This is a genomic window from uncultured Jannaschia sp. (assembly GCF_947503795.1).
Classification (GTDB): Bacteria; Pseudomonadota; Alphaproteobacteria; order Rhodobacterales; family Rhodobacteraceae; genus Jannaschia.
Window position 1 is genome coordinate 412,175 of sequence record NZ_CANNEZ010000001.1, and the last position, 21,471, is coordinate 433,645.

Here is a 21,471-nt window from a genome sequence, read left to right on the forward strand (position 1 = left end):
TCATCGCCCGCGTTTGGCTGGGAGCATGACATGACCTTTTCGGAATCCGTGCGCACGGTTCTGCAACAGAAATACGCCACCTTCTCGGGGCGCGCGTCCCGTTCGGAATTCTGGTGGTTCGCGCTGTTTTCTTTCATCGGCGGCGTGGTCGCCAGCCTGATCGACGGCGTCATCTTCGGAAGCGACAACGGCGGCATCGTGAACGGGCTCTTCACGCTGGCGATCATCGTGCCGTCGCTGGCGGTGGGCGCGCGGCGCCTGCACGATACCGACCGCACCGGGTGGTGGCTGCTGATCTGGCTGGTGCCTTTGATCGGGTGGATCGTCCTGATCGTGTTCTGGGTCCTGCGCGGCACCGATGGAGAGAACCGCTTCGGCCCCCCGCCGCACGTCGCGCCGCGCCTGGATCACGCGTCGGCCGGGCCGATCTCGTCCAGCTCGATCCCCAGGGTCGACCGCTGAGCGACGCGATCCGCGCCGCCGACCGTCTGAACGCGCTTCCGGTCGGGGGATTTCGGGGGCGTGCGCTGGGGCGTGACTGGCTGGTGACGCGCGCGCTCCATGCGGGCGGCGCATCCGAGAAACTGGTGGCGCGCAGCCTCGACGGCGCGGATTACGTCTCGCTCAACCTTTACCGGTTGGAGGCGGGGCCGCGGCTGCGCCCCTGCGAAATGCCCGCAGCCAAGGTGATGGCCTTTCTCGACGACCTGTCGGTGACGCCCGCCCCTCAGTAGCTCCGCTCGGCATAGATCCGGTCAAGATCGCCGCCCCACTTGCCGTGATAGTCGTCGAGAAGCTCGTCGGCGGGCACCTTGCCGGTCTCGACACTCTCCTTGAGGGCGTTGAGGAAGTGGGTCTCGTCGGGCACCAGCCCGCCGGCCCCGGCCTTGCCCCGCGCCACGAGACCGGCTTCCGCGATGGCGAGGCATTCGCGCGCGAGATCGTGCATCCTGACGCCGTTCGCCTCGGCCTGCAGCCCATCTTCGCTGGCCGCCACACGGAGCGCCAACCGCGTCTCCTGATCCCAATTCTTGGCCAGGTCCCAGGCCGCGTCGAGCGCGCTTTCGTCGTACATCAACCCGACCCAAAAGGCCGGCAGCGCGCACAGCCTGCGCCACGGCCCGCCATCGGCGCCGCGCATCTCCATGTATTTCTTGATCCGCGCCTCGGGGAAGAGCGTCGTCAGGTGGTCCGCCCAGTCCGACAGCGTTGGCACCTCGCCCGGCAGCGCGGGCAGCTCGCCCCGCATGAAATCGCGGAACGACATGCCCAGCGCGTCGATATACGTGCCGTCGCGGTAGACGAAATACATCGGTACATCGAGCGCGTAGTCGGCCCAGCGCTCGAACCCCATCCCGTCCTCGAAGACGAAGGCGGGGATGCCGGTGCGCGCGGGGTCGAGATCGCGCCAGACGCGCGCGCGCCAGGACTTGTGGCCGTTGGGCTTGCCCTCGAAGAAGGGCGAGTTGGCAAAGAGCGCGGTCGCCACCGATTGCAGGCTGAGGGCGACGCGCAGCTTCTTGACCATGTCCGCCTCGGAGGCGAAGTCGAGATTCACCTGCACCGTCGTCGTGCGACGCATCATGACCTTTCCCATGGTGCCCACCTTGTCCATGTAGGCGTCCATCAGCTTGTAGCGGCCCTTGGGCATCAGCGGCATCTGGTCGTGGGTCCAGACCGGCGCGGCGCCCAGCCCGATGAACTTCACGCCGATCTCGTCGGCGATGCTGCGCACCTCGCGCAGGTGGTCGTTCACCTCGTCGCAGGTCTGATGGATGGTCTCGACCTGCGCGCCCGACAGCTCGAGCGCGCCGCCCGGCTCGAGCGAGACATTGGCGCCGCCCTTCTCGAGCCCGATCAGGTGGCCGCCCTCCTCGACCGGGGTCCAGCCGAAGCGGTCGCGCAGCCCGGCGAGCACGGCGTGGATCGAGCGGTCGCCGTCATAGGGCAGCGGCTTCAGGGTATCGACGCAGAAGCCGAACTTCTCGTGCTCGGTGCCGATGCGCCATTCGTCCTTGGGCTTGCAGCCGGAGGCCATGTATTCGACCAGTTGCGCGGGGTCGGTGATCGGACCGCCGCCGGATTGGGGAATGGACATGGGGCAGGGGCCTTTCAGTCGCGTCTCGCCCCGGACGAGTGAGCGCCGGGCGGGATCAAGTCAAGGCGGCCGCGTCTTGCCTGCGCCACAAGATCGCGAGGCCGGGTGTGCGCCCCTGCACCGCGCGGACCATCGCGCCGCCGTCGAAGCCGGGCAGCGGGGCCAGCGCGTCGAGCAGCATCTCGGCGCCCTTCGCGCCCTCGGGGATGAAGACCGCGCCGCCCGAGACCGGGGTCAGCCGCCAGAACGCCTCGCCCCCGGGCGAGCGGCGGAACGCGAGCTCGGCCAGCTCGTCCAGCGCGACCGTGCCGCCCATGACCGGCCCGAGATAGGTGATGCGGCCCTCGACCACCTCGACGATGCCCGGCGCTTCGGCCTCGGTGCGGAACCGCGCGTGGCGGATGCCCGACAGCGCCAGCACGGCGCCAACCAGCACCAGCGCGATGCCGAACAGCGCGGGCAGACCCGATGATGTCGCCACCAGCCAGCCGCCCCAGAGGATCGCCGCGCCACCCAGCACCGCCTCGCGCCAGCGCAGGATCGTCGCGGTGGCTTCGGGGCGGATCATCGGGGCACCTCGGGGCGGTCGTCATAGGGCGCGCGCACCGGGGGCGGCAGGGGGCCGCCGAGATCGTGCAGCGCGACGGGCGCCGCGTCGGGCGCCTCCATCTGCCAGATGTGGCCGCCCGCGGTGACGTGCAACCCGTCGCCCCAGGGCTCGGCCCAGTCCCAGTCGGGCTGGGGCCTCGCTGCACCGGAGGGATCGACGAGCTCGTAGCGCGCCGCGATCTGTGCGCGGCCTTCGGCTCCGAGCGCGAAACGCTGCCGCAACCGCCAGCTCCCCGCGAGGTCGCGGGTCAACACCGCATCGTAGCCCGTGCCCGAGACATGGACCCAACCGCGGCGCACGAGCTTGGCCACCTGGAGTTCGCCCATGTGAAAGCCGTCGGTCGAGGTCGGATAGGCCATCGGGTCGTCGGTAATTCGGAGCTCGCGCGGGGCGTCGGACAGGGGGCCCGTCCCGTTGAGCCAGAGCGCGCCGTCCGCCGTGAAGGCCCCGCCGCCATGCCAGCCATCCGTTTGCGCCACCTGCGCGATGGCGTGGAGATAGGGCGCGCGGCTGACCACCGTGCGATAGCCGGTCGCCCCGCCATCCACGAGATAGACCAGATGCGCGCCGTCGGGCGCGAGATCCGAGCGGAAGGGAAAGATCCGCCCGTCGAGCCATTGCCCGAAGGTTATCGCCCCCGTGGCGCGGTTCCAGCCCCAGCTTGCGGCACGATGCGACGGGCCGCGCCGGAGGACGACCGCGTGGTGGCTATCCGTCGCGGTCAGCACAAGGAGGCGCGGCGCGCTCACCAGTCGCCCCGCGCCGATTGCCAAAGCGTCAGGGCCGCGACCGCCGCCGTGTCGGCGCGCAGGATTCGGGGGCCGAGCGCGATCGGCGCAGCCTGCGGCATGGCGCGGATGCGTGCGCGTTCCGCCTCGGCGAACCCGCCTTCGGGTCCGATCAGGATCGCCGCGGGCGCCGGCGGGATCGGCGCCGGCGCGCCTGCCCCGGACCAGTCGGGATCGTCCGACAGCGCCTCGTCCGCGAAGATCAGCGCGCGGCCCTCGGGCCAGCCATCCAGCAGCCGGTCCAGCGTGACCAGCTCGGCCACCTCGGGGACGAAGGTGCCGCCGCATTGCTCGGCCGCCTCGACGGCATGGGCCTGAAGGCGGTCGCGGCGGATGCGTTCGGAATTGGTGAACCGCGTAATGACGGGCAAAATGCGCGCGGCCCCCAACTCGGTCGCCTTCTCGACGATGAAGTCCGTCCGGGCCTTCTTGATCGGCGCGAAACATAACCAGAGGTCCGGCGGATCGCGCTGCGGTGCCACTTGGTCTTCGCAGGTCAGGACGCCGCCTCGCTTCGACACCGTCTCGATCCGCGCGCGCCACGCGCCAGATGCGCCGTCGAACACTGTCAGCGTGTCGCCCGGCCCCAACCGCATCACGCCCGAGAGGTAATGCGCCTGCGCCTTCTCGATCCCGACCGATTGCCCCGCCCCGAGCGGACCGGCTATGTGCAGCCTGACCTTGCTGTCCATCGGGGGCCCTCCATGACCGACACGTCCGATCAAGGACAGGTGGCCGACGCCGTCAAGGGCAACTGGGTCGACACCCGTGCCCCGGCCTGGTCGCGGCCCTTTCTGCGGCTGAGCCGCGCCGACCGTCCGATCGGCACGTGGCTCCTGCTGCTGCCGTGCTGGTGGGGGCTGACGCTGGCCGTCGCGGCGACCGGGTTCCGGCCGGTCGCGATCTGGATCGCGCTGGGCTGTGCCATCGGCGCGTTCCTGATGCGCGGCGCGGGCTGCACCTGGAACGACATCGCCGACCGCGACATCGACGCCTCCGTCGCGCGCACCCGGTCGCGGCCGATCCCATCGGGGCAGGTGGGGGTGCGGGGCGCGCTGACCTGGCTTGCGGCGCAGGCGCTCGTGTCCTTCGCGATCCTCCTGACCTTCAACGGGTCTGCCATCGCGCTGGGCATCCTCTCGCTCCTGCCGGTGGCGGTCTATCCCTTCGCCAAGCGGTTCACATGGTGGCCGCAGGTCTTCCTCGGGCTGGCATTCAACTGGGGCGCGCTCCTGGCCTGGACGGCCCATACCGGCAGCCTCGGCTGGCCGCCGGTGCTGCTCTACCTGGGCGGCATCGCCTGGACGCTGTTCTACGACACGATCTATGCCTACCAGGACGTCGAGGACGATGCGCTGATCGGTGTGAAGTCCACCGCCCGACGCTTCGGCGACACGCCCGCGCCGTGGCTGCGCGGCTTTCTCGTGACGACGGTGCTCCTGATCTCGGGGGCGGTGCTTCTGGCGCTCGATCCGGTGCCCGCTCTGGTGGCGCTGGTCGGGGTCTGGGCGATGGGCTGGCATCTGGCGTGGCAGTTGGCCCGGCTCGACATCACGGATCCGGCGCTCTGTCTGACGCTCTTTCGCGCCAACCGGACGACCGGCCTGATCCCCCTGCCGTTTTTCGCCATCGCGGCATTGCTTTGATTGTGCCCGGCGTGGGCCGGGTCTATCACGCAGGCGGGGACGGACAGGATACGCATGAGCCGCAGGACGACGATCGCCACATCCGCCGCATTCGTGCTGGCCGCCGCTGGCGCGGCGAGTGCCGCATGGCTGGCCGCCGGCGTGATCGAGGAGCGTTCGCGCAACGCGGTCGCCGCGACCCTCGCGACGGCGGAGATGGGCTGGGCCGGGGTCGAGACCGACGGCCTCCAGCTGATCCTCACCGGCGTCGCCCCGAGCGAACCTGCCCGCTTGCGTGCCGTGACCCGCGCCGGAACGGTGGTCGACCCCCGCCGGATCGTCGACGGCATGGATGTCGAGGCGTCCGAGCCGGTCGCCGCCCCGCGCTTCTCGCTCGAGATCCTGCGCAACGAGACAGGCGTGTCGCTGATTGGCCTCGTGCCCAGCGCGGGCGGGCCCGAGATGCTGTCCGAACTGCTGGCCGAGCTGAACGCCAACATGGCGCTCGACGTCACCTCGATGGTCGAGAATGCCGACCACCCCGTGCCGCCCGCCTGGGACGAGACGCTGCGCTTCGCCTTCGCCACGCTCGAGGGCCTGCCGCGCTCGAAGATCAGCATCGTGCCGGGCCGCATCTCGGTCACAGCCGTCGCCGACAGCGCCGAGCAGAAGGCGCGGCTCGAGACCGAGCTGGCGCGCGCGCGCCCCGAGACGGTCGCGCTGGAGCTGGAGATCGCGGCCCCGCGCCCGGTCATCACGCCCTTCACGCTGCGCTTCGTGATGCCCGACGGGGCCGCACCGCGCTTCGATGCCTGCGCCGTCGACAGCGCCGAGGCCCGGACACGGATCCTTGCCGCTGCCGGTGATGCCGGGTTCGAGGGCAAGGCGCGCTGCGAGATCGGGCTGGGGGTGCCCTCGGCCTCCTGGGGGGAGGCGGCGGCCCTGTCGATCCGCGCGCTGGCCGAGCTGGGCGGCGGGTCGGTCACGCTCTCGGATGCGGATGTCACGCTGGCGGCGCATGAAGGCACGCCGCGCGACCCCTTCGACCGCATCGTCGCCGAGCTGGAGACCGCGCTGCCGGACATCTTCGCGCTGACCGCCGTCCTGCCCGAACCGGCCGATGCCGACGGCACCGGCACGGCGTCCGGCACGCCCGAATTCGTCGCCACGCTTTCGCCCGAGGGGCAGGTGCAGCTGCGCGGACGGCTTTTCGACGAGGCGCAGGAGAACGCCGTTCTCAGCTACGGGCGCGCGCTGTTCGGCGTGCAGCGCACCTATATCGCGACCCGCAACGACGCGACCTTGCCGCAGGGCTGGCCTGCGCGCGTGCTCGCCGGGCTCGACGCGCTGTCGCGGGTCGAGAACGGCTCGGTCGTGATCCGCCCCGACCTCGTGGTGATCCGCGGGATCACCGGCAACCCGCGCGCCGAGGCGGATATCTCGGGTCTGCTGTCGTCGAAGCTTGGCGCCGAAGCCGAATACCGGATCGAGGTCGACTACCGCGAGGAGCTGGACCCTGTCCTGAACATCCCCACGCCCGAGGAATGCGAAGCCGAGCTGAACGCCATCCTGGTCGAGCAGAAGCTGACCTTCGCACCCGGCGAGGCCGTAATCGAGGAGGCGGGCGACGGACAGCTCTCGCGGCTGACGTCGAAGCTCGACGACTGCAAGCGCGCCGCCTTCGAGATCGGCGGCCACACCGACAGCCAGGGCCGCGAGGAAATGAACCTCTCGCTCAGCCAGCAGCGCGCCGAGGCCGTCCGCGCCGCCCTCCTGTCGCGCGGCGTGCCGCCCTCGCAACTGGTCGCGACGGGCTTCGGCGAGGCCGATCCGATCGCCGACAACGACACCGAGAGCGGCCGCGAGGCGAACCGTCGCATCACGTTCACCCTGCTCGGCCGCCGCGATGCCGACGCGCCCTCGCCGCTGCGCGAGCGGGCGACGGCCGCCGAGACCGAAGGATCCACCGAATGAACCGCACTGAATTCGTCATCGCCATCGCGGTGATCCTCTTCGTCGCCTTCGTGCTGGGCTGGTTCGCGTCCTGGCTGGTCTACCGCTTCAGCCGGGTGACGACCTCGGACGTGGCCGAGCTGGAGGACATGGCCAAGTCGCTGCACGAGGCCGAGGAACAGCGCGACGAGGCGATCACCTACCTGCAATACCGCGAGCAGGAGCTGTCGACCAAACTCAGCCAGACCGAGGCCGAACTGAAGGCCACGATGGACGGTTTGCGCGAGGCCCGGCAGGAGGCCTCGGAGCTGCGCGGCTATATCGAGTCGCTGAACGCGTGAGGGGCTCGGACTCCGAAATAGCGGCTAAGCGGACAAAGCGGACCTTCACAGCGTTAGATCGAAGGTCCGTTTAGTGCGTAAACTCACAAAAAAGTCTTGTCCGCCCAAGCACTTGTGTGATAGCCGGTCGGAAATCGGAGTAAATGATGAAAGTACGGCTTTCAGAACGAGATACCTGGACCAACGCCCTAGCGGGGTGCGTGGACTAGGTATGCGCATCCTCCAAGGTTAGGTTTGCGAAAACCTTTCTCTCAGGGCGGCACCTTCAGGTAGCCGCCTTTTTTGTTTCAAAAACCCAAGGAGATCAGAGCTGTGTCCAATCAGCTATTGGAAGAACCTGACGATACAGTGGAGACCGCGCACAACTGCGCGGTCTCCCTGATCTCATCTTCACGCATACGACACCAGCGTTCTGTTCCGACATTGCCGCCTTCGGCAGTGAATACAGAAGAATTGCCTTAACTTATTGATTTAAAATAATAAATTGACGCTCACCGCTCGCCCGATGTATGAAGCTCTCATCTGCTCTGGGGCGTTCGTCGAGTGGTCAGGACATTCGTCTTTCTAACGGAGAACACGGGTCCGAAACCCGTACGCCCTACCAAGCAGATTGCGGTCGCGTAGCTCAATGGGAGAGCACCGGATTGTCTATCCGGGTGTTGCGGGTTCGAGTCCCGTCGCGACCGCCACGCGCTCTAATCCTAACCGAAGCTTGTGGTTCCGTCCCCGAGACCAACATTCGCCGCACTGCGGAAGTTCAGCACTTTGGGCTCGAACCCGACCTCCGCCGCACGGCATTGACCCGCCATGCGACCCTGGCTCCGGGTCGCCCGGTACCCCGAGCCGCGCGTTCCAAGCACGGCCCGGACTCGGCGCCTACTTGTTATCCTCGTCATCGTCTTCGTCCTCGGGGAGGTTGAAGAAGCTGTCGGCGTCGCGGACGTCGCGGGTGTCCTTCGGCTCGTCATCCTCGGCATTGCCCGAGAGCGTGAAGGTCTCGAGACCGGCCATCGAGGCGGGCATCGCGGGGCCGTCGGGGTCGGCGCCGAGCGACTGCTCGGTCGAGACGAGCTTGCGACGCTCGTCGTCGGACATGACCTCGCCCTCGGCGGCAGTCTTGGCGGCGGCCTTCTGGACGGCGGCGTCCAGCTCGGACTGCTTGCAGAGGCCCAGCGCCACGGGGTCGATCGGCTGGATGTTCTGGATGTTCCAATGCGTCCGCTCGCGGATCGCCTGGATGGTTGGCTTGGTGGTGCCGACCAGCTTGGAGATCTGCGCGTCGGTCAGCTCGGGGTGGAACTTCACCAGCCAGAGGATCGAGGCCGGCCGGTCCTGGCGCTTCGACAGGGGCGTGTAGCGCGGGCCGCGGCGCTTCTGCTCGCCGTCGGAGGCGGGGTTGTGCAGCAGCGTCAGCTTGCGCGACGGGTCCTTCTCGGCGGCGTCGATCTCGTCCTGCGTGAGCTGCTTGTTGGCGATCGGGTCGAAGCCCTTGACGCCCACGGCCACGTCGCCATCCGCGATGCCCTGCACCTCCAGCTCGTGGAGATCGCAGAAATCGCCGATCTGCTTGAAGCTGAGTGTCGTGTTGTCCACCAGCCAGACGGCGGTGGCCTTGGCCATGATCGGTTTGTTCATCGCGTGCGCTCCTATGCGGACCAGTTGCCGGATCCCGATTTGCGGACGGACCTTCCCCGTCGCCCGGATCAGGGGCTGCGGCGGGGTCGCCGTGTTCTCGCTTTCGGGGAACTTGGAGCGCTATATAGGCAAGGCGATCCTGATCGGAAAGACCTCAAATGCGCCTGACTGTCCTGCTCGGCTTCCTCCTTGCGACCCTGACGCCGCCCGCCGCCGCCGAGGGCGAGGCCGCGGGCGCGTTCGATTACTACGTGCTGTCGCTGAGCTGGTCGCCGACCTGGTGCGCGCTGGAGGGGGACGATCGCCAAGCACCTGAATGCGCGGCGGGTGCGGCGCGGGGCTTTTCGCTCCACGGGCTCTGGCCGCAATACGAGACCGGCTGGCCGAGCTATTGCCGCAGCCCCCACCGCGAGGCGACGCGGGGCCAGACGGCGGCGATGGCGGACGTGATGGGATCAGCGGGGCTGGCCTGGCACCAGTGGAAGAAGCATGGCCGATGCTCGGGGCTGACGGCGGAGGACTACTTCCGCCTGGCGCGGCTGGCCTATGAGCGGGTCCAGCGCCCCGCGATCCTGCGCGAGCTGGGACGCGCGGTGACGCTGCCGGCGCATGTCGTCGAGGCCGCTTGGCTTGAGGCCAATCCCGCGCTCGAGGCGGACGGGATCACGGTGACCTGCCGCGCGGGCCGCATCCAGGAGGTGCGGCTCTGCCTGACACGGGATCTCGCGCCGCGGCGCTGCGGTGCGGACGTGGTGCGCGACTGCACGCTGGACGCGGCGCTGCTGGCGCCGCTGCGCTAGGCGTCGGAGCCCGTACCCAGCCAATCCACCGCGCGCGCGGGACGCCCGAGATGGTAGCCCTGGCCGAAGTGAATACCGAGATCGCGCACCGTCTCGACCTGGCGCTCGGTCTCGATGCCTTCTGCGACGATATCGGTGCCCAGCCGCTGGGCCAGCGTCACGAGGCTGGCGAGGATCGCCTCTTCGCGGCCTGCGCCGCCGAGGCCGTCGACGAAGCTGCGGTCGATCTTGAGGATGTCGACCGGGAAGCGGCGCAGGCGTTCGAGGTTCGACAGCCCGGTGCCGAAATCATCGAGTGCGATGCGGACGCCCCGCGCCCGCAGCTTGTCGATCAGGTCGGCGGCGCGCGCCGGGTTCACGACGATCGCCGTCTCGACGATCTCGAACACCATCCGGTCGGGCGGCAGCGTGTCGAGGAGGTGCCGCATCCAGCGACAGCCGGGGCTGTTCTGCCCGTCGAGCACGGCGCCGGTGATGTTGAAGGTGACGTAGTAGATGCCGTCCTCGGCCAGAAGGGGGCGGGCGGCGGCGCAGGCAAGATCGGCGAGCCGTTCCGAGCCCGCCTCGGGGATGCGGTCCAGCGTGTCGACGAAGGGCGCGGGACCGACCAAGGCGCCATCGTCCTTGCGCCAGCGCAGGAGCGCCTCGAACCCCGCCACGCGGCGGTCGCGCAGGTCCGCGATGGGCTGCAGGTGATACTCGATCGCGGCGCTGTCGATGGCGGCCTCGACCTCGGCGCGGGTCGGCAGGATCGAGGGCGATGTGATCGCGCGCGCGGTCTCGGTGCGGTTACCCCCGAGCGCCTTGGCCCGCGCCAGCACGCTGTCGGCATGGAGGACGGCGCGGTTGCGGCTCTCGTCGGTGCCGATCCGCACGACCCCGGCCGAGAGGGTCCGCGCCATGAGGCCGGTCGTGCCCTCGACCACCACGGAGGCCGCGAGATGGCGGAGCCGTTCGGTGAGGGCCGCCGCTTCGTCGAGGCCGAGCCCCGGCAGCCAGAGCACGAAACGCCCGTTCTCGGAGCGCTCTACCCCGAGCCCTTTCGGAAGCGCGCGGCGCAGCGTGTCGTCGATGGCGTTCAGCAGGCGGTCGCCGGTGTCGAAATCCGACGAAGCGTTGAGCCCCTTGAGGTCGTCCACGTCAAGCAGGCCCAGCGCGCCGCCCTTCGATGCCGCGCCCGTAGGGCCCGGCCCGGCTGCCATACCGCGTCCCAGCCCCGGCAGGCGGGCGAGCCCGCGCCGGACCATCGCCAGGACGTCAGATTGCGCCATGTTCTCTATCCTCGTGGCGGCCCGTGGCGACCGCGCGGCATGTACGAGACAGCCCGTTCATCCACGCGGGGATAGGCAGCCAATGGGGCGACAGCATGGCCTCAGAAGGCCGTGCGCGACGAGAGGGCCGCCTTCAGCGTCCCGCCATCCAGATAATCCAGCTCACCGCCGACCGGAACCCCTTGCGCCAAGCCGCTGACGACGACGTCGAGGCCGCCGAGTTCGTGGGCGACATAATGTGCGGTGGTCTGCCCCTCGACCGTGGCGTTGAGCGCGAGGATGATCTCGGTCAGCCCCTCGGCGGTGACGCGGTCGCGCAGCTTGGGGATGTGCAGATCCTCGGGGCCGATGTCGTCCAACGGCGAAAGCGTGCCGCCGAGCACGTGGTAGCGCCCGCCGAAGACCTGCGCGCGCTCCATCGCCCAGAGATCGGCGACGTCCTCGACGACGCAGACCTGCCCGTTTGCGCGCTTTTCGGAAGCGCAGATGGCGCAGATGTCGCCGGTCGAGAGGTTGCCGCAATTGAGGCAGGTGCGCACGCTGCGCCCGACCTCGTCCAGCGCCCGCGCGAGCGGCAGGAGCTGCGCGTCGCGCTTCTTGAGAAGATGAAGGACGGCGCGGCGCGCCGAGCGCGGCCCGAGCCCCGGCAGACGCGCCATCATGTCGATCAGGGCGTCGATGTCGCGATGCCCGTCCATCGGCGTCAGAACGGCAGCTTCATGCCCGGCGGCAGTCCGAGCCCTTCGGCCATCTTGCCCATCTCCTCGCGCGATTTCTCGGCGGCGCGGGCCTGGGCGTCCTTGATGGCGGCAAGGATCAGGTCCTCGACCATCTCCTTTTCGTCCGGCTGGAAGATCGAGGGATCGATATCGAGCGCCACCAGATCCCCCTTGGCGGTCGCGGTCGCCTTGACGAGGCCCGCACCGCTTTCGCCGGTGACCTGAATGTCGGCAAGCCCGTCCTGCATCTCGCCCATCTTGGCCTGCATCTCCTGGGCCTTCTTCATCATCCCGGCCATATCGCCGAGGCCGCCCAGTCCCTTGAACATCGTGTCGTTCCTCCTTGGATCGCGTCCCCTCTGAGGTAGCGACGACGGGCCCGCGGTGCAACGGGCCGCTTATCCGATAAAACTCGTCGGAAATATGTTGACTCTTTTTGTCAGGTTAGGGACGGATAGGGCAGGGAGCCAGTCAGAGGATGTCGCCATGCCCGATCGCAAACGCCACCCGCTCGTGCGGATCATCATCACTGCGCTGACGCTTCCCGCCGCCGCGCAGGCTCAGCCGGTGACGCCGGAGGCACTGGTCGAGCGGCTGCAGGAGGGCGGCTATGTCGTCTATATCCGCCACGCCGCCACCGAGAGCGACTACGCCGACCAAGTCACGGCCGATCCGGGTGATTGCGCGACGCAGCGCGTCCTCAGCCGGTCGGGCTGGGCCGATGCGCGGGGCATTGGCGAAGGGTTCGAGCGGCTGGGCATCCCGGTCGGCGAGGTCCTGTCGAGCGAATATTGCCGGGCGTGGCAGACGGCGGATCTGGCCTTCGGTCGCCGCGAGGAGGTCGAGGCGCTGAACTTCCTGCCGTCCGAGGACTATTCCGAGGCGCAGGTGGCCGAGATGCGGGCCCGCGTCATGCCGCTACTGATCGCGCCCGAGGCCGGAGCGAACCGGGTGATCGTCGGCCATGACGACCCGTTCGAAGCGGTCACCGGTATCTATCCCGAGCCGCAGGGCGTCGCATATGTCCTGTCGCCTGCGGATGGTATGTTGGAGGTTCTCGGGTCAATCCCCCCCGATGCCTGGCCCGACCTCTGACACGAAGCGCCCGCCCCGCGGTCACGGGGCGGGCGCGGACCTGATGGGTAGCGCGGATCAGCTGGCGGCGTTGGCGCCGATGAACCAGGTATCCTTCTCGACCATGCGGCTGACCTCGGTCAGCAGGTCGGCGGTGTCCTCGTCACCGGCCTCGTCTGCGGCGTCCATGCTCTTGCGGACGGCTTTGCCGTAGGTCTTGAAGCGCTTCACCAGCTCGGCGACGTGCTCCTCGATATCCGTGAGCTCGACCGGATAGGGATCGAGCCCCGATTTTTCGGCCACGACCTGCGTGGTGCCGCGCGCGAATCCGCCCATCAGCGCGACGCGCTCGGCCATCATGTCGGTGCCTTCGCCGAGACGGGCGGAGACTTCGTCCAGGAGCTCGTGGACGCCGATGAAGCCGCGACCGCGCAGGTTCCAATGGGCCTGCTTGACGGCGAGGCGAAGGTCGATGCCCTGGGCGAGGCGGGCGTTGAGCTCCTCGCACATCTGTTCCTGGGTCTGTTGGTCGATACCGGTGACGAAACTGTCGGGCATGGGGGCTCTCCTTGGCGCTGCGGTTGCGACGGGCCAACACGGAAGGGGACGATTCGGTTTCAGGCAGAGGCGCGGGAAACGGAGGGCGGGGCCGGGGGACGCCCCCCGGACCCCCGGTGGGACGGGCTGTGTAGTGCGGCCGGGCCGTCGTCGGTCGCGGGTGCGGAGGGGGCGCTGCCCCCGCCCTTCGGGCCCCCCGAGGTGTTTCGGGCCAGAGGATCGAGGGGACGTGCCTGCGGGACGAAGCGCGGTCAGTCCTCGTCGAAGGGGTCCCATTCGTCCTCGACCTCGCCCAACGCCTCTTCGGCGGCGGCTTCGGCGATCGCGGCGCGGGAGCGGACCTCGACCAGCTCGGCGCCGGGGAAGGCGTCGAAGATGGCCTGCGTCGTCGGGTGGGCCAGCGCTTCGGCCTCAATCCGCTTTGCTTCGCCGTCGCGTGTCTCGGCGATGGTGGGATCGCCGCCATCGGCCACGACCGAAACGCCCCAGCGCGCGCCGGTCCAGCCTTGCAGCCGGCCGCCGAGGCGCGCGGCGAGGTCGGCGGCGGCACCGGGCGCAGGTTCGAACTCGATGCGGCCGGGCCGGTAGCTGACGAGACGGACGCCCGTCTCGACCTCGACCAGCAGTGCAACGTCGCGATTGGCACGGATCAGTTCGACCACCTCGGGGAAGGTGCCGAACCGGGCGAGGGCCTCTTCGGCTCCGGCCTGCGGCGCGGGCTGGGCGCCGCCGCGTGCCACGCGGGCCACGGGCGCACCGCCGGGTTCGGGCGCGGGGCGCGGGGCCGACGGCGCGGCGCCGGCGGGCGGTGCGTCGCGGAGCTTGCGGACCAGCTCGTCCGGGGAGGGGAGGTCGGCCACATGGGTCAGTCGGATCACAGCCATCTCGGCGGCCATCATCGCGTTGGGGGCGGCGGCCACCTCCTCGAGCGCCTTCAGGAGCATCTGCCATGTCCGCGTCAGCGCGCGCATCGGCAGGCCGGTTGCGAAGGCTTGGCCCCGGGCGCGTTCATCGGGGCTGACCGTCGGGTCCTCGGCGGCGTCGGGCGTGATCTGAATGACCGAGACCCAATGCGTGATCTCGGCCAGGTCGCGCAGGATCGCCATCGGGTCGGCGCCGTGAGAATATTGCGCCGAGAGCTCGGTCAGGGCAGCCGCAGCCTCCCCCTTCATGATGAGGTCGAAGAGGTCGAGGACCCGCCCCCGGTCGGCCAGCCCCAGCATGGCGCGGACCTCGTCGGCGGTGGTTTCGCCCGCGCCATGACTGATGGCCTGGTCGAGCAGGGACATCGCGTCGCGGACCGAGCCCTCGGCGGCGCGCGCGATCAGGGCGAGGGCGTCGCCCGCGATCTCGGCCTCTTCCTTCGTGGCCACGCCGCGAAGGTGGGCGATCATCACCTCGGGTTCGATCCGGCGCAGGTCGAAGCGCTGGCAGCGGCTGAGCACGGTGACCGGGACCTTGCGGATCTCGGTGGTGGCGAAGATGAACTTCACATGCGCAGGCGGTTCCTCGAGCGTCTTCAGGAGCGCGTTGAACGCGCTGTTCGAGAGCATGTGCACTTCGTCGATGATGTAGATCTTGTAGCGCGCCGAGGCGGCCCGGTAGTGCACGCTGTCGATGATCTCGCGCATGTCGCCGACGCCGGTATTCGATGCGGCGTCCATTTCGAGCACGTCGACATGGCGGCCCTCGGCGATGGCCACGCAGGGCTCGCAGACGCCGCAAGGGTCGGTCGTCGGCCCGCCCGTGCCGTCGGGGCCGACGCAGTTGAGGCCCTTGGCCACGATGCGTGCCGTCGTCGTCTTTCCGGTGCCGCGGATGCCCGTGAGGATGAAGGCCTGCGCGATGCGGTCGGCGGCGAAAGCGTTGCGGAGGGTGCGGACCATTGCGTCCTGGCCGATCAGGTCGGCGAAGGTCGCGGGGCGGTACTTGCGGGCGAGCACCTGGTATTCGGGTTTGGTCTCGTCGCTCATCGCGGCCCCTCTCGGTCAGGGGGCCTGTGTAGCGCCCGCGTGGTCAGAGCGTCCAGAGGATGCCGCCGACAAGGACCGCGCCGGCCGAGAAGATCGCGGCCAGGAGGCCGAAGGTGCCGGTCGATTGTTCCTCGGTGTCATGGGTGTCGAGGCGGCGCTGGCCTTTGCACGAGTTGCGCCAGGCGGCGTAGAAGATGATGAGCGCGGCGCCGATGAAGACGGTGGCCACGCCCTTCGGGAGCCAGGTCGGCTCGGCCTCGTTGAACACGGCCTTGAGGCCGACGGCGATGGCGATGGCGGCCATTCCGGTGCGCATCCAGCCCGCGAAGGTCCGCTCGTTGGCGAGAACGGTGCGATCCTCGGCCCAATCGGTGCGGTCCTCGGCCCATTGCGTCTTGGTGTCGGCGTCGGACTTGTCGGGATGGGTATCGGCCATGTCGCCTCAACCCCCCGTGGCGGGCGCGGTTCCGAGGAGGGCCGGCAGGGCGCGGAGGGGGGCGGGGTCGTCCTCGGCCCGGGCGAGCGTCCAGACCCCGATCAGCATCGACCAGAGGCGCCGCGCGGCCTCGGCGGGCGCGGGATGACCGAGACGCGCGGCATGGCGGGCGGTGGCGTCGATCCAGCGTTCGAGATGCGCGAGCCCGGCGGCCCGGCCCTCGGCACTCGGCCCGTCGAGCAGAAGTGTCTGGACGGGGCATGTGCGCCAATGGGGATGGCGCTCGAAGAGGCGGGCGAATTTCTCGGCGAGGCGCTGGGTGCCGGCGTCGAAATCCTCGGCCGGGTCGTAGGCCCGCGCCACGATGTCGAGAAGGAGGTCCGACGTGGCATCGGTGGCGGCGCGCGCCAGGTCGGCCTTTCCTTCGGGAAAGTGGTGGTAGAGCGAGCCCTTGGGCGCACCCGCCCGCGTCAGGAGATCGGCGACCGACGTGCCGTGATAGCCGCGCTCCTGAAAGAGCGTGATGGCCGCGTCGATCAGGCGCGTGCGGGTGTCGGGCGGCTGCGTCGTCATGGCCCGGTGACTGACATGACTTGACCGATTGGTCCAGCCGTGCAGATTGGACCAAACGGTCTAGACCATTTGGTCCAAGGAGGCGCCCATGTCAGTGGAGACGAAATCGATCCCCTCGGGGGACCGCTGGCTGGCCGGGCGGCTGGCGCGCCCGGATACGACGCCGCGCGCGGTGGCGGTGCTGCACGGGGCGACTGGTGTTCCGGCAAGGTTCTACGCCGAATTCGCGGATTGGCTGGCGGCGACACGCGGTCTCGCGTGCTTGACCTACGACTACCGCGATTTCGGCGCGTCCAGCTCGGCCCGCGGCAGCGACGCGACGATGACCGACTGGGGTGTGCGCGACCAGCAGGCCGCGCGGGACTGCTTGCGGGCCGCCCTGCCGGACGCGCCGCTTTGGGTGATCGGGCATTCGCTGGGCGGCATGATGCTGCCGTTCCAGACCGGGCTGGACGGGATCGAACGCGTCTTCACCGTGGCATCGGGCGCCGTCCATGTCTCGGATCATCCCTGGCCCTACCAAGCCCTGGCGCGGGCGTTCTGGTCTCCGGTGCTGCCGCCATTGGCGCGGCGGCTGGGCTACCTGCCCGCGCGCGCGATGCGGGTCGGGCATGACCTTCCGGCGGAGGTCTACGCGCAATGGCGTATCTGGTGCACCTCACGCGGGTTTCACGCGGCGGACGCGACACTCGGACGCCCGAACCCGCACGCGCTGACCTGCGGGGTGCGGATGGTCGCGGTGGCGGATGACGATCTCTGTCCGCCGCAGGCCGTTTGGCGGCTGATGCGGGCCTATCCGCAGGCGCGGAAGCGTCAGGTCACGATTGTACCGGGCGCCGTGGGGTTGGAGCGGATCGGGCATCTCGACATCCTAGGGCCCCGGGGCCGCCCGGCCTGGGACAGCGTGATGGGTCCGGCGGACTGACTTGCCGATCGGGACGTCTCGGCGCAGCGTGCGACCCGGAGGTGATCCGATGACCGACCCGAACCGGAATTGGCCCGACATTCCCTATGCGCCCTGGGCCGAGACCTGCACGGCGCTGCATCTCTGGTGCCAGATGCTGGGCAAGGTCCGCCTGTCGCAGACGCGCTGGGTGAACCATTCGTGGCACGCGACGCTTTACGTCACACCGCGCGGGCTGACGACGGGGCCAATCCACGCGGCGGGTGGTGATTGTCTCACGCTGACGCTCGACCTGCACGATCACCGTTTGCTGGCCGAGGCGGCTTCGGGCAAGCGGGACGGGTTCGTGCTGGCGCCGATGTCGGTCGCGGCGTTCCACGACCGGCTGCGGCGCGCGGTCGAGGCCGTGGGCGGGCGCTTCGACATCCACGGCGCGCCCAACGAGCTGCCCGACCCGGTGCCCTTCGCCGAGGACCGGACCGAGCGGCCCTATGACGCGGATGCCGTGCGCCGCTTTCACGAGGCGCTTCTCCGGATCGTGCCGGTCTTCGAGCGGTTCCGGACGGGGTTTCTGGGCAAGGTCAGCCCGGTGCATCTCTTCTGGGGATCGTTCGACCTGGCCGTGACGCGCTTTTCGGGGCGGGGCGCGCCGCCGCATCCGGGCGGCATCCCCGCGTTGCCCGACGCCGTGACGCGCGAGGCCTATAGCCACGAAGTGTCGTCGGCGGGGTTCTGGCCGGGTGCAGGGGCGGGCGTGGCGATGTTCTACAGCTACGCCTATCCCGGCCCCGAGGGCTTCGCGGATCGCGGGGTGGACCCGGAGGCGGCACATTGGGACGCCGACCTGGGCGAGTTCCTGCTGCCCTACGCGGCGGTACGGGCGGCCGACGATCCGGCCGAGACGCTGCTGGCATTCCTGCGCTCGACCTATGACGCGGCGGCCGACACGGGCGGCTGGGACCGTGCGGCGCTGGAGTGTGCCGAGGGTGAGGTGGGGCGGCCGCGTCCGGTCTGATCCGGCGTCAGTCGTCGATGCGGCGGAACGCGACCGAGAACCACGGCGCCTTGTCGGGCTGGTCATTGGCCTTGAGCACGCAGACCAGCTCGTCCCCGACCTGGAGCTGCGCGGCTTCGGCGGCGGCGTGTGGGATAAAGACCTGTTCGTCGGTGTCGCTGCGGATGGCGAAGGCTGGGGCGTTCTCGTTCGCCTTTGTGACGAACACGATGGTCTTTTCGGCCATGGGCGGAGCGGTCCTGAAACCTGAAAGCTAAATGATCATGCGCTGGCGCGGCGAGGGTGAGAGGCTGGACGACGACCCAAGTGGGACTCGTTGTGGCTGCTTCCTTCCGGACCTGACCAGGTTGGCGAGGCACCTGCCCGCGCCAACCTCTCGGGGCTCGAGATAAGGCCAGAGCAGGGCTGATGCAAGTCAGTCGAGCCGCGCCGCGAGCCACGTCCAGGCATCGGCCGCGATTGCCTCGCCGGTTCCGTAGAACCAGTGCGAGTGGCCTTCGAGGCGGATCAGGTCGAACGGATGGCCCATCTCGGCGGCGCGGCGGGCGCTGTCCTGCGCCAGGCCGAACGGGAAGGTCCGGTCCACCGAGCCAAGGTAGTGGCGGATCGGGACGCCCGCGCCGGCGGGCACGAGGTAGTCCGGCGGCACGGTCCCGGCATGGACGGCCACGGCGCGCCACGGGCCGTCGTAGCGGTTGGCGATGGTCTGCGCGGCCATGCCGCCCCGCGAGTGGCCGAAAAGAACGACGCGGGTCCGGTCGACGGGATAGATCTCGGCCGCCGCGTCGAGGGCGACGAGCAACGCGCGCGGGTCGGGTATGCCGGCATCCCAGCCGTCGATGGCATCGAGATTCGGCGCGACGAGAACGAGACCTTTCGCCTCCGCCGTCTCGCGCCACATGTCGACCATGCTCTCGCCCGTGCGGCCCGCCCCATGGAGGAGGAGGATCGTCGGCCGGGGCGCGTCGCCCTCGGGCGCCCAGCCCCACCAGTGGAGGCCCGCGTCAGCGACCAGGTGGCGGCTGCCCTGATCAGGTTCGGGGGTGTATTCGATGGACGCGCTGCAATCCGTGAGGTCGGTGGTCGACCGCTCGGTCAGGCGCGCATGGCCCGGTGCGGCGACGGCGCGCAACGGCACCTCCGGCATCACTCGCGCCAGGCTTGCGAGACCCACGACGCCGCGGGCGCGGACGGCGACGTCGCTGGCGGCGGTCCGCACCTGGGCGGCGACGTCCCGGGCCTGGGTACGCGCGCCTTCGGGCAGGGCCTGCGACCCCGCGCCCACGATCAACGCCAGACCCATCGAAAGGAGCGCCAGCGCCCCAATCCGTGTCAGCATCCCATTCGTCCCGTTCTGGTTCGTTCCGGGAGCGCTCTGCCGGATAAACCGGGCGAAAGTTCGGCGTGCGGTCAGCCGGGCGCGCGTTCCGCCCAGCCCGCGAAGATGCGTTCGAGAAACACGACCACGTAGAAGAGCGCGATGCCGAGGAAGGCGAGCGCGATCAGCACCGCGAACATCAACGGGTAGTCCGCGTTGGTGCGCCCGGAATCGAACAGCGCGCCGAGGCCCTTCCCATGGGGCGACACGATCTCCATCAGGTTCGTTCCGATGAAGGCCAGCGTGACCGAGACCTTCAGCGCGCCGAAGAACTCCGGCAGGGTCTTCGGCAGCGCGATCTTCCAGAAGATCGTGGTGTTGGATGCCCCGAGGGACCGAAGGATGTCACGGTATTCCGGCTCGAGCGTCGAAAGGCCGATGGAGATCGAGACGGCGATCGGAAAGAACGAGATCATGAAGGCCATCAGCACCGTGTTGAGGTCGTGCTGGCCGATGAAGAGAAGTGCCACGATCGGGACCACGGTCGCCTTGGGGACGGCGTTGAAGCCGACGAGAAGGGGATAGAGCGCCTCGCGGGCGAGGCGCGAGAATCCCATGATCATGCCGAGGACGACGCCGAAGATCACGGCAAGTGCGAGGCCCAGCATCGTGCGCCAGAGCGTCTGCCAGCCGCCGACGAGGAACAGCTCCCAGTAGCGGGCATAGGCGGGGGGCAGGTCCGAGGGCGAGGCCATCACGAAGTTAGGCCAGCCATTCGCCCAGACGAGCAGCTCCCAGAGCAGAAGGAAGATCAGCATCGCGGCGGCGGGCACGGCGATCTGGCGCAGTGTGCGGATCATCGCGGGCTCTCCGTAGCGGTGTCGCGGGCCGTGGCGGCGACGTCGCGGTCGGGGGCGGAGTGCGGATCGGGGGCTTCGACCTCGCGGCCCTGTGCGATCTGGATCTCGCGGCGGAGCGTCGCCAGAAGCTCGACGGCGCGCGGCGCGTAGAGGTCGTCGAGCGAGCGGTCATTCCCGAGGTCGATCTCTACGATGCGCTGGGCGCGGGCGGGCCGGGCGCTGAAGACGACGGTGCGGTCCGAAAGGAACACCGATTCCCGAAGGTCATGGGTGATCAGGACGCAGGTCACCCGCTCCTGCCGCCGCAGATCGTGCATCGTCTGCCAGAGATCCTCGCGGGTGAAGGCGTCGAGCGCGCCGAAGGGCTCGTCGAGGATCAGGACCTCGGGGCGGTGCACAATCGAGCGGCAGAGCGAGGCGCGCTGACGCATGCCGCCCGAAAGCTCCGACGGCTTCTTGTCCTCGAACCCTTCCAGACCGACCAGCGCGAGGAGTTCGCGGGCGCGGTCCTGCTGCTGGATCTTCGACATGTCGGTCGAGACGATCTCCAGGGGCAGCATCACGTTCTGCAGGATCGTGCGCCATTCCAGAAGGACGGGGTTCTGGAAGGCCATGCCGACCGTGCTGCGCGGCCCGGTCACCGGCTCGCCCCCCAGCCGCACGGCGCCCTGGTCGGGCTTCATCAGCCCCGCGACGAGGCGGGTCAGGGTGGACTTGCCGCAGCCCGAGGGGCCGACGACGGCGGTGAAACTGCCCTCGGGCATCTCCATCGACAGGTCGTCCAGCACCGGCAGCGGTCCCGCCGCCGTGGCATAGGCATGGGTGACGTGTTCGAGGGCGATGGGCAGCGACATGGGCAGGGGTGTCCGGGTATCGGGGGGCCACCCCGGATCAGGCCGGGGACGGGACATGCGCCCGGC

The 21,471-nt window shown here is 69.4% G+C and carries 25 protein-coding genes, 2 tRNA genes and 1 other RNA gene; 11 read left to right on the top strand and 17 right to left on the bottom strand.

All coding sequences use genetic code 11. The features are described from left to right. Positions 1 to 30 precede the first annotated feature (30 nt). Together Q0833_RS02150 and Q0833_RS02155 are read left to right on the top strand one after the other, a co-directional pair. Positions 31 to 462, top strand: coding sequence for a DUF805 domain-containing protein (locus tag Q0833_RS02150; protein WP_298429792.1), 432 nt, complete (start codon positions 31 to 33; stop codon positions 460 to 462). Positions 463 to 545: 83 nt separating this feature from the next. Next, the gene (locus tag Q0833_RS02155) at positions 546 to 734 is read left to right on the top strand and encodes a hypothetical protein (RefSeq protein ID WP_367274931.1); all 189 of its coding nucleotides are present in this window, start codon (positions 546 to 548) and stop codon (positions 732 to 734) included. On the opposite strand, the gene Q0833_RS02160 is transcribed toward Q0833_RS02155, so the two are convergent. Genes Q0833_RS02160 through Q0833_RS02175 form a run of 4 tightly spaced genes read right to left on the bottom strand, consistent with a single transcriptional unit; the run spans position 728 to position 4,188 of the window. Further along, positions 728 to 2,098 (bottom strand): glutamate--cysteine ligase, encoded by a 1,371-nt coding sequence (locus tag Q0833_RS02160; RefSeq protein WP_298429794.1) that lies wholly within the window; start codon positions 2,096 to 2,098, stop codon positions 728 to 730. The two genes, Q0833_RS02155 and Q0833_RS02160, sit on opposite strands and share 7 nt — an antisense overlap. A gap of 55 nt (positions 2,099 to 2,153) precedes the next feature. Next, positions 2,154 to 2,666: a hypothetical protein gene (locus Q0833_RS02165; RefSeq protein WP_298429796.1), complete on the bottom strand. Its 513-nt coding sequence runs from the start codon at positions 2,664 to 2,666 to the stop codon at positions 2,154 to 2,156. After that, complete coding sequence (locus Q0833_RS02170) at positions 2,663 to 3,457, bottom strand: hypothetical protein (RefSeq protein WP_298429797.1); 795 nt, start codon at positions 3,455 to 3,457, stop codon at positions 2,663 to 2,665. The genes Q0833_RS02165 and Q0833_RS02170 overlap by 4 nt, the downstream gene beginning before the upstream one ends. Continuing rightward, positions 3,454 to 4,188: a 16S rRNA (uracil(1498)-N(3))-methyltransferase gene (locus tag Q0833_RS02175; RefSeq protein ID WP_298429799.1), complete on the bottom strand. Its 735-nt coding sequence runs from the start codon at positions 4,186 to 4,188 to the stop codon at positions 3,454 to 3,456. Before Q0833_RS02175 ends, Q0833_RS02170 begins: the two co-directional genes overlap by 4 nt. A 12-nt stretch (positions 4,189 to 4,200) precedes the next feature. Here Q0833_RS02175 and ubiA point away from each other — a divergent pair, with 12 nt between their 5' ends. From ubiA to Q0833_RS02200, 5 genes are all read left to right on the top strand, one after another. Next, a complete protein-coding gene (gene ubiA, locus Q0833_RS02180; protein ID WP_298429801.1) occupies positions 4,201 to 5,142 on the top strand; it encodes a 4-hydroxybenzoate octaprenyltransferase in 942 nt (313 codons plus the stop codon). 54 nt (positions 5,143 to 5,196) lie between these two features. Continuing rightward, positions 5,197 to 7,095 carry an OmpA family protein gene (locus tag Q0833_RS02185; RefSeq protein WP_298429803.1) on the top strand — a complete coding sequence of 633 codons (1,899 nt, stop codon included), beginning with the start codon at positions 5,197 to 5,199 and terminating at the stop codon, positions 7,093 to 7,095. Continuing rightward, a complete protein-coding gene (locus Q0833_RS02190; protein WP_298429805.1) occupies positions 7,092 to 7,415 on the top strand; it encodes a hypothetical protein in 324 nt (107 codons plus the stop codon). Before Q0833_RS02185 ends, Q0833_RS02190 begins: the two co-directional genes overlap by 4 nt. 529 nt (positions 7,416 to 7,944) lie before the next feature. Further along, positions 7,945 to 8,019: transfer RNA gene (locus Q0833_RS02195), tRNA-Glu, on the top strand. A gap of 10 nt (positions 8,020 to 8,029) precedes the next feature. Further along, a tRNA-Asp gene (locus Q0833_RS02200) sits at positions 8,030 to 8,104 on the top strand. A gap of 187 nt (positions 8,105 to 8,291) precedes the next feature. Here Q0833_RS02200 and Q0833_RS02205 read toward each other — a convergent pair. Beyond that, entirely contained in the window at positions 8,292 to 9,050 is a 759-nt protein-coding gene (locus tag Q0833_RS02205) for a DUF1013 domain-containing protein (protein WP_298429807.1), read from the bottom strand. A 158-nt stretch (positions 9,051 to 9,208) separates the two neighbouring features. On the opposite strand from Q0833_RS02205, the gene Q0833_RS02210 reads away from it, so the two are divergent. Beyond that, on the top strand, positions 9,209 to 9,850 hold the full coding sequence (locus tag Q0833_RS02210) for a ribonuclease T2 (protein WP_298429809.1): 642 nt from the start codon (positions 9,209 to 9,211) through the stop codon (positions 9,848 to 9,850). Here the strand turns inward: Q0833_RS02210 and Q0833_RS02215 are convergent. The 3 genes from Q0833_RS02215 to Q0833_RS02225 form a co-directional block, all read right to left on the bottom strand. Beyond that, positions 9,847 to 11,121 carry a GGDEF domain-containing phosphodiesterase gene (locus Q0833_RS02215; protein ID WP_298429811.1) on the bottom strand — a complete coding sequence of 425 codons (1,275 nt, stop codon included), beginning with the start codon at positions 11,119 to 11,121 and terminating at the stop codon, positions 9,847 to 9,849. The two genes, Q0833_RS02210 and Q0833_RS02215, sit on opposite strands and share 4 nt — an antisense overlap. Before the next feature lie 101 nt (positions 11,122 to 11,222). Then, positions 11,223 to 11,819 carry a recombination mediator RecR gene (gene recR / locus Q0833_RS02220; RefSeq protein ID WP_298429813.1) on the bottom strand — a complete coding sequence of 199 codons (597 nt, stop codon included), beginning with the start codon at positions 11,817 to 11,819 and terminating at the stop codon, positions 11,223 to 11,225. Positions 11,820 to 11,824: 5 nt separating this feature from the next. Then, a complete protein-coding gene (locus tag Q0833_RS02225; RefSeq protein ID WP_298429815.1) occupies positions 11,825 to 12,169 on the bottom strand; it encodes a YbaB/EbfC family nucleoid-associated protein in 345 nt (114 codons plus the stop codon). Between the two features lie 157 nt (positions 12,170 to 12,326). Between Q0833_RS02225 and Q0833_RS02230 the strand changes: the two genes are divergently transcribed. Beyond that, a complete protein-coding gene (locus Q0833_RS02230) occupies positions 12,327 to 12,935 on the top strand; it encodes a hypothetical protein (protein ID WP_298429817.1) in 609 nt (202 codons plus the stop codon). A gap of 57 nt (positions 12,936 to 12,992) precedes the next feature. On the opposite strand, the gene dps is transcribed toward Q0833_RS02230, so the two are convergent. The 4 genes from dps to Q0833_RS02250 form a co-directional block, all read right to left on the bottom strand. Next, a complete protein-coding gene (dps, locus tag Q0833_RS02235) occupies positions 12,993 to 13,472 on the bottom strand; it encodes a DNA starvation/stationary phase protection protein Dps (protein ID WP_298429819.1) in 480 nt (159 codons plus the stop codon). A 251-nt stretch (positions 13,473 to 13,723) separates the two neighbouring features. Then, positions 13,724 to 15,445 (bottom strand): DNA polymerase III subunit gamma/tau, encoded by a 1,722-nt coding sequence (locus Q0833_RS02240; RefSeq protein ID WP_298429821.1) that lies wholly within the window; start codon positions 15,443 to 15,445, stop codon positions 13,724 to 13,726. Between the two features lie 43 nt (positions 15,446 to 15,488). After that, entirely contained in the window at positions 15,489 to 15,881 is a 393-nt protein-coding gene (locus tag Q0833_RS02245; protein ID WP_298429823.1) for a DUF202 domain-containing protein, read from the bottom strand. Between the two features lie 6 nt (positions 15,882 to 15,887). Further along, positions 15,888 to 16,454: a TetR/AcrR family transcriptional regulator gene (locus tag Q0833_RS02250; protein WP_298429825.1), complete on the bottom strand. Its 567-nt coding sequence runs from the start codon at positions 16,452 to 16,454 to the stop codon at positions 15,888 to 15,890. Positions 16,455 to 16,542: 88 nt separating this feature from the next. On the opposite strand from Q0833_RS02250, the gene Q0833_RS02255 reads away from it, so the two are divergent. Together Q0833_RS02255 and Q0833_RS02260 are read left to right on the top strand one after the other, a co-directional pair. Then, a complete protein-coding gene (locus tag Q0833_RS02255; protein ID WP_298429827.1) occupies positions 16,543 to 17,379 on the top strand; it encodes an alpha/beta fold hydrolase in 837 nt (278 codons plus the stop codon). A gap of 49 nt (positions 17,380 to 17,428) precedes the next feature. Further along, on the top strand, positions 17,429 to 18,373 hold the full coding sequence (locus Q0833_RS02260) for a DUF5996 family protein (RefSeq protein WP_298429828.1): 945 nt from the start codon (positions 17,429 to 17,431) through the stop codon (positions 18,371 to 18,373). Between the two features lie 7 nt (positions 18,374 to 18,380). Here the strand turns inward: Q0833_RS02260 and Q0833_RS02265 are convergent, their stop codons facing one another. The 5 genes from Q0833_RS02265 to Q0833_RS02285 all read right to left on the bottom strand — a co-directional run bounded on the left by Q0833_RS02265 (position 18,381) and on the right by Q0833_RS02285 (position 21,405). After that, on the bottom strand, positions 18,381 to 18,599 hold the full coding sequence (locus Q0833_RS02265; RefSeq protein WP_298429830.1) for a hypothetical protein: 219 nt from the start codon (positions 18,597 to 18,599) through the stop codon (positions 18,381 to 18,383). A gap of 54 nt (positions 18,600 to 18,653) precedes the next feature. Further along, an RNA gene (gene ffs / locus Q0833_RS02270) (signal recognition particle sRNA small type) lies at positions 18,654 to 18,752 on the bottom strand. 36 nt (positions 18,753 to 18,788) lie between these two features. Next, positions 18,789 to 19,712, bottom strand: coding sequence for a hypothetical protein (locus tag Q0833_RS02275; RefSeq protein WP_298429832.1), 924 nt, complete (start codon positions 19,710 to 19,712; stop codon positions 18,789 to 18,791). A gap of 71 nt (positions 19,713 to 19,783) precedes the next feature. Next, on the bottom strand, positions 19,784 to 20,548 hold the full coding sequence (locus Q0833_RS02280; RefSeq protein WP_298434927.1) for an ABC transporter permease: 765 nt from the start codon (positions 20,546 to 20,548) through the stop codon (positions 19,784 to 19,786). Further along, a complete protein-coding gene (locus Q0833_RS02285; protein ID WP_298429834.1) occupies positions 20,548 to 21,405 on the bottom strand; it encodes an ABC transporter ATP-binding protein in 858 nt (285 codons plus the stop codon). Before Q0833_RS02285 ends, Q0833_RS02280 begins: the two co-directional genes overlap by 1 nt. Between the last annotated feature and the right edge of the window lie 66 nt (positions 21,406 to 21,471).

Bases quoted from the DNA above. Each gene is read 5' to 3' on its own strand.
- Q0833_RS02150 (WP_298429792.1), top strand. From the start codon at position 31: ATGACCTTTTCGGAATCCGTGCGCACGGTTCTGCAACAGAAATACGCC.
- Q0833_RS02160 (WP_298429794.1), bottom strand. From the start codon at position 2,098: ATGTCCATTCCCCAATCCGGCGGCGGTCCGATCACCGACCCCGCGCAA.
- Q0833_RS02165 (WP_298429796.1), bottom strand. From the start codon at position 2,666: ATGATCCGCCCCGAAGCCACCGCGACGATCCTGCGCTGGCGCGAGGCG.
- Q0833_RS02175 (WP_298429799.1), bottom strand. From the start codon at position 4,188: ATGGACAGCAAGGTCAGGCTGCACATAGCCGGTCCGCTCGGGGCGGGG.
- ubiA (WP_298429801.1), top strand. From the start codon at position 4,201: ATGACCGACACGTCCGATCAAGGACAGGTGGCCGACGCCGTCAAGGGC.
- Q0833_RS02185 (WP_298429803.1), top strand. From the start codon at position 5,197: ATGAGCCGCAGGACGACGATCGCCACATCCGCCGCATTCGTGCTGGCC.
- Q0833_RS02190 (WP_298429805.1), top strand. From the start codon at position 7,092: ATGAACCGCACTGAATTCGTCATCGCCATCGCGGTGATCCTCTTCGTC.
- Q0833_RS02205 (WP_298429807.1), bottom strand. From the start codon at position 9,050: ATGAACAAACCGATCATGGCCAAGGCCACCGCCGTCTGGCTGGTGGAC.
- Q0833_RS02210 (WP_298429809.1), top strand. From the start codon at position 9,209: ATGCGCCTGACTGTCCTGCTCGGCTTCCTCCTTGCGACCCTGACGCCG.
- Q0833_RS02215 (WP_298429811.1), bottom strand. From the start codon at position 11,121: ATGGCGCAATCTGACGTCCTGGCGATGGTCCGGCGCGGGCTCGCCCGC.
- recR (WP_298429813.1), bottom strand. From the start codon at position 11,819: ATGGACGGGCATCGCGACATCGACGCCCTGATCGACATGATGGCGCGT.
- Q0833_RS02225 (WP_298429815.1), bottom strand. From the start codon at position 12,169: ATGTTCAAGGGACTGGGCGGCCTCGGCGATATGGCCGGGATGATGAAG.
- Q0833_RS02230 (WP_298429817.1), top strand. From the start codon at position 12,327: ATGCCCGATCGCAAACGCCACCCGCTCGTGCGGATCATCATCACTGCG.
- dps (WP_298429819.1), bottom strand. From the start codon at position 13,472: ATGCCCGACAGTTTCGTCACCGGTATCGACCAACAGACCCAGGAACAG.
- Q0833_RS02240 (WP_298429821.1), bottom strand. From the start codon at position 15,445: ATGAGCGACGAGACCAAACCCGAATACCAGGTGCTCGCCCGCAAGTAC.
- Q0833_RS02245 (WP_298429823.1), bottom strand. From the start codon at position 15,881: ATGGCCGATACCCATCCCGACAAGTCCGACGCCGACACCAAGACGCAA.
- Q0833_RS02250 (WP_298429825.1), bottom strand. From the start codon at position 16,454: ATGACGACGCAGCCGCCCGACACCCGCACGCGCCTGATCGACGCGGCC.
- Q0833_RS02255 (WP_298429827.1), top strand. From the start codon at position 16,543: ATGTCAGTGGAGACGAAATCGATCCCCTCGGGGGACCGCTGGCTGGCC.
- Q0833_RS02260 (WP_298429828.1), top strand. From the start codon at position 17,429: ATGACCGACCCGAACCGGAATTGGCCCGACATTCCCTATGCGCCCTGG.
- Q0833_RS02265 (WP_298429830.1), bottom strand. From the start codon at position 18,599: ATGGCCGAAAAGACCATCGTGTTCGTCACAAAGGCGAACGAGAACGCC.
- Q0833_RS02275 (WP_298429832.1), bottom strand. From the start codon at position 19,712: ATGCTGACACGGATTGGGGCGCTGGCGCTCCTTTCGATGGGTCTGGCG.
- Q0833_RS02285 (WP_298429834.1), bottom strand. From the start codon at position 21,405: ATGTCGCTGCCCATCGCCCTCGAACACGTCACCCATGCCTATGCCACG.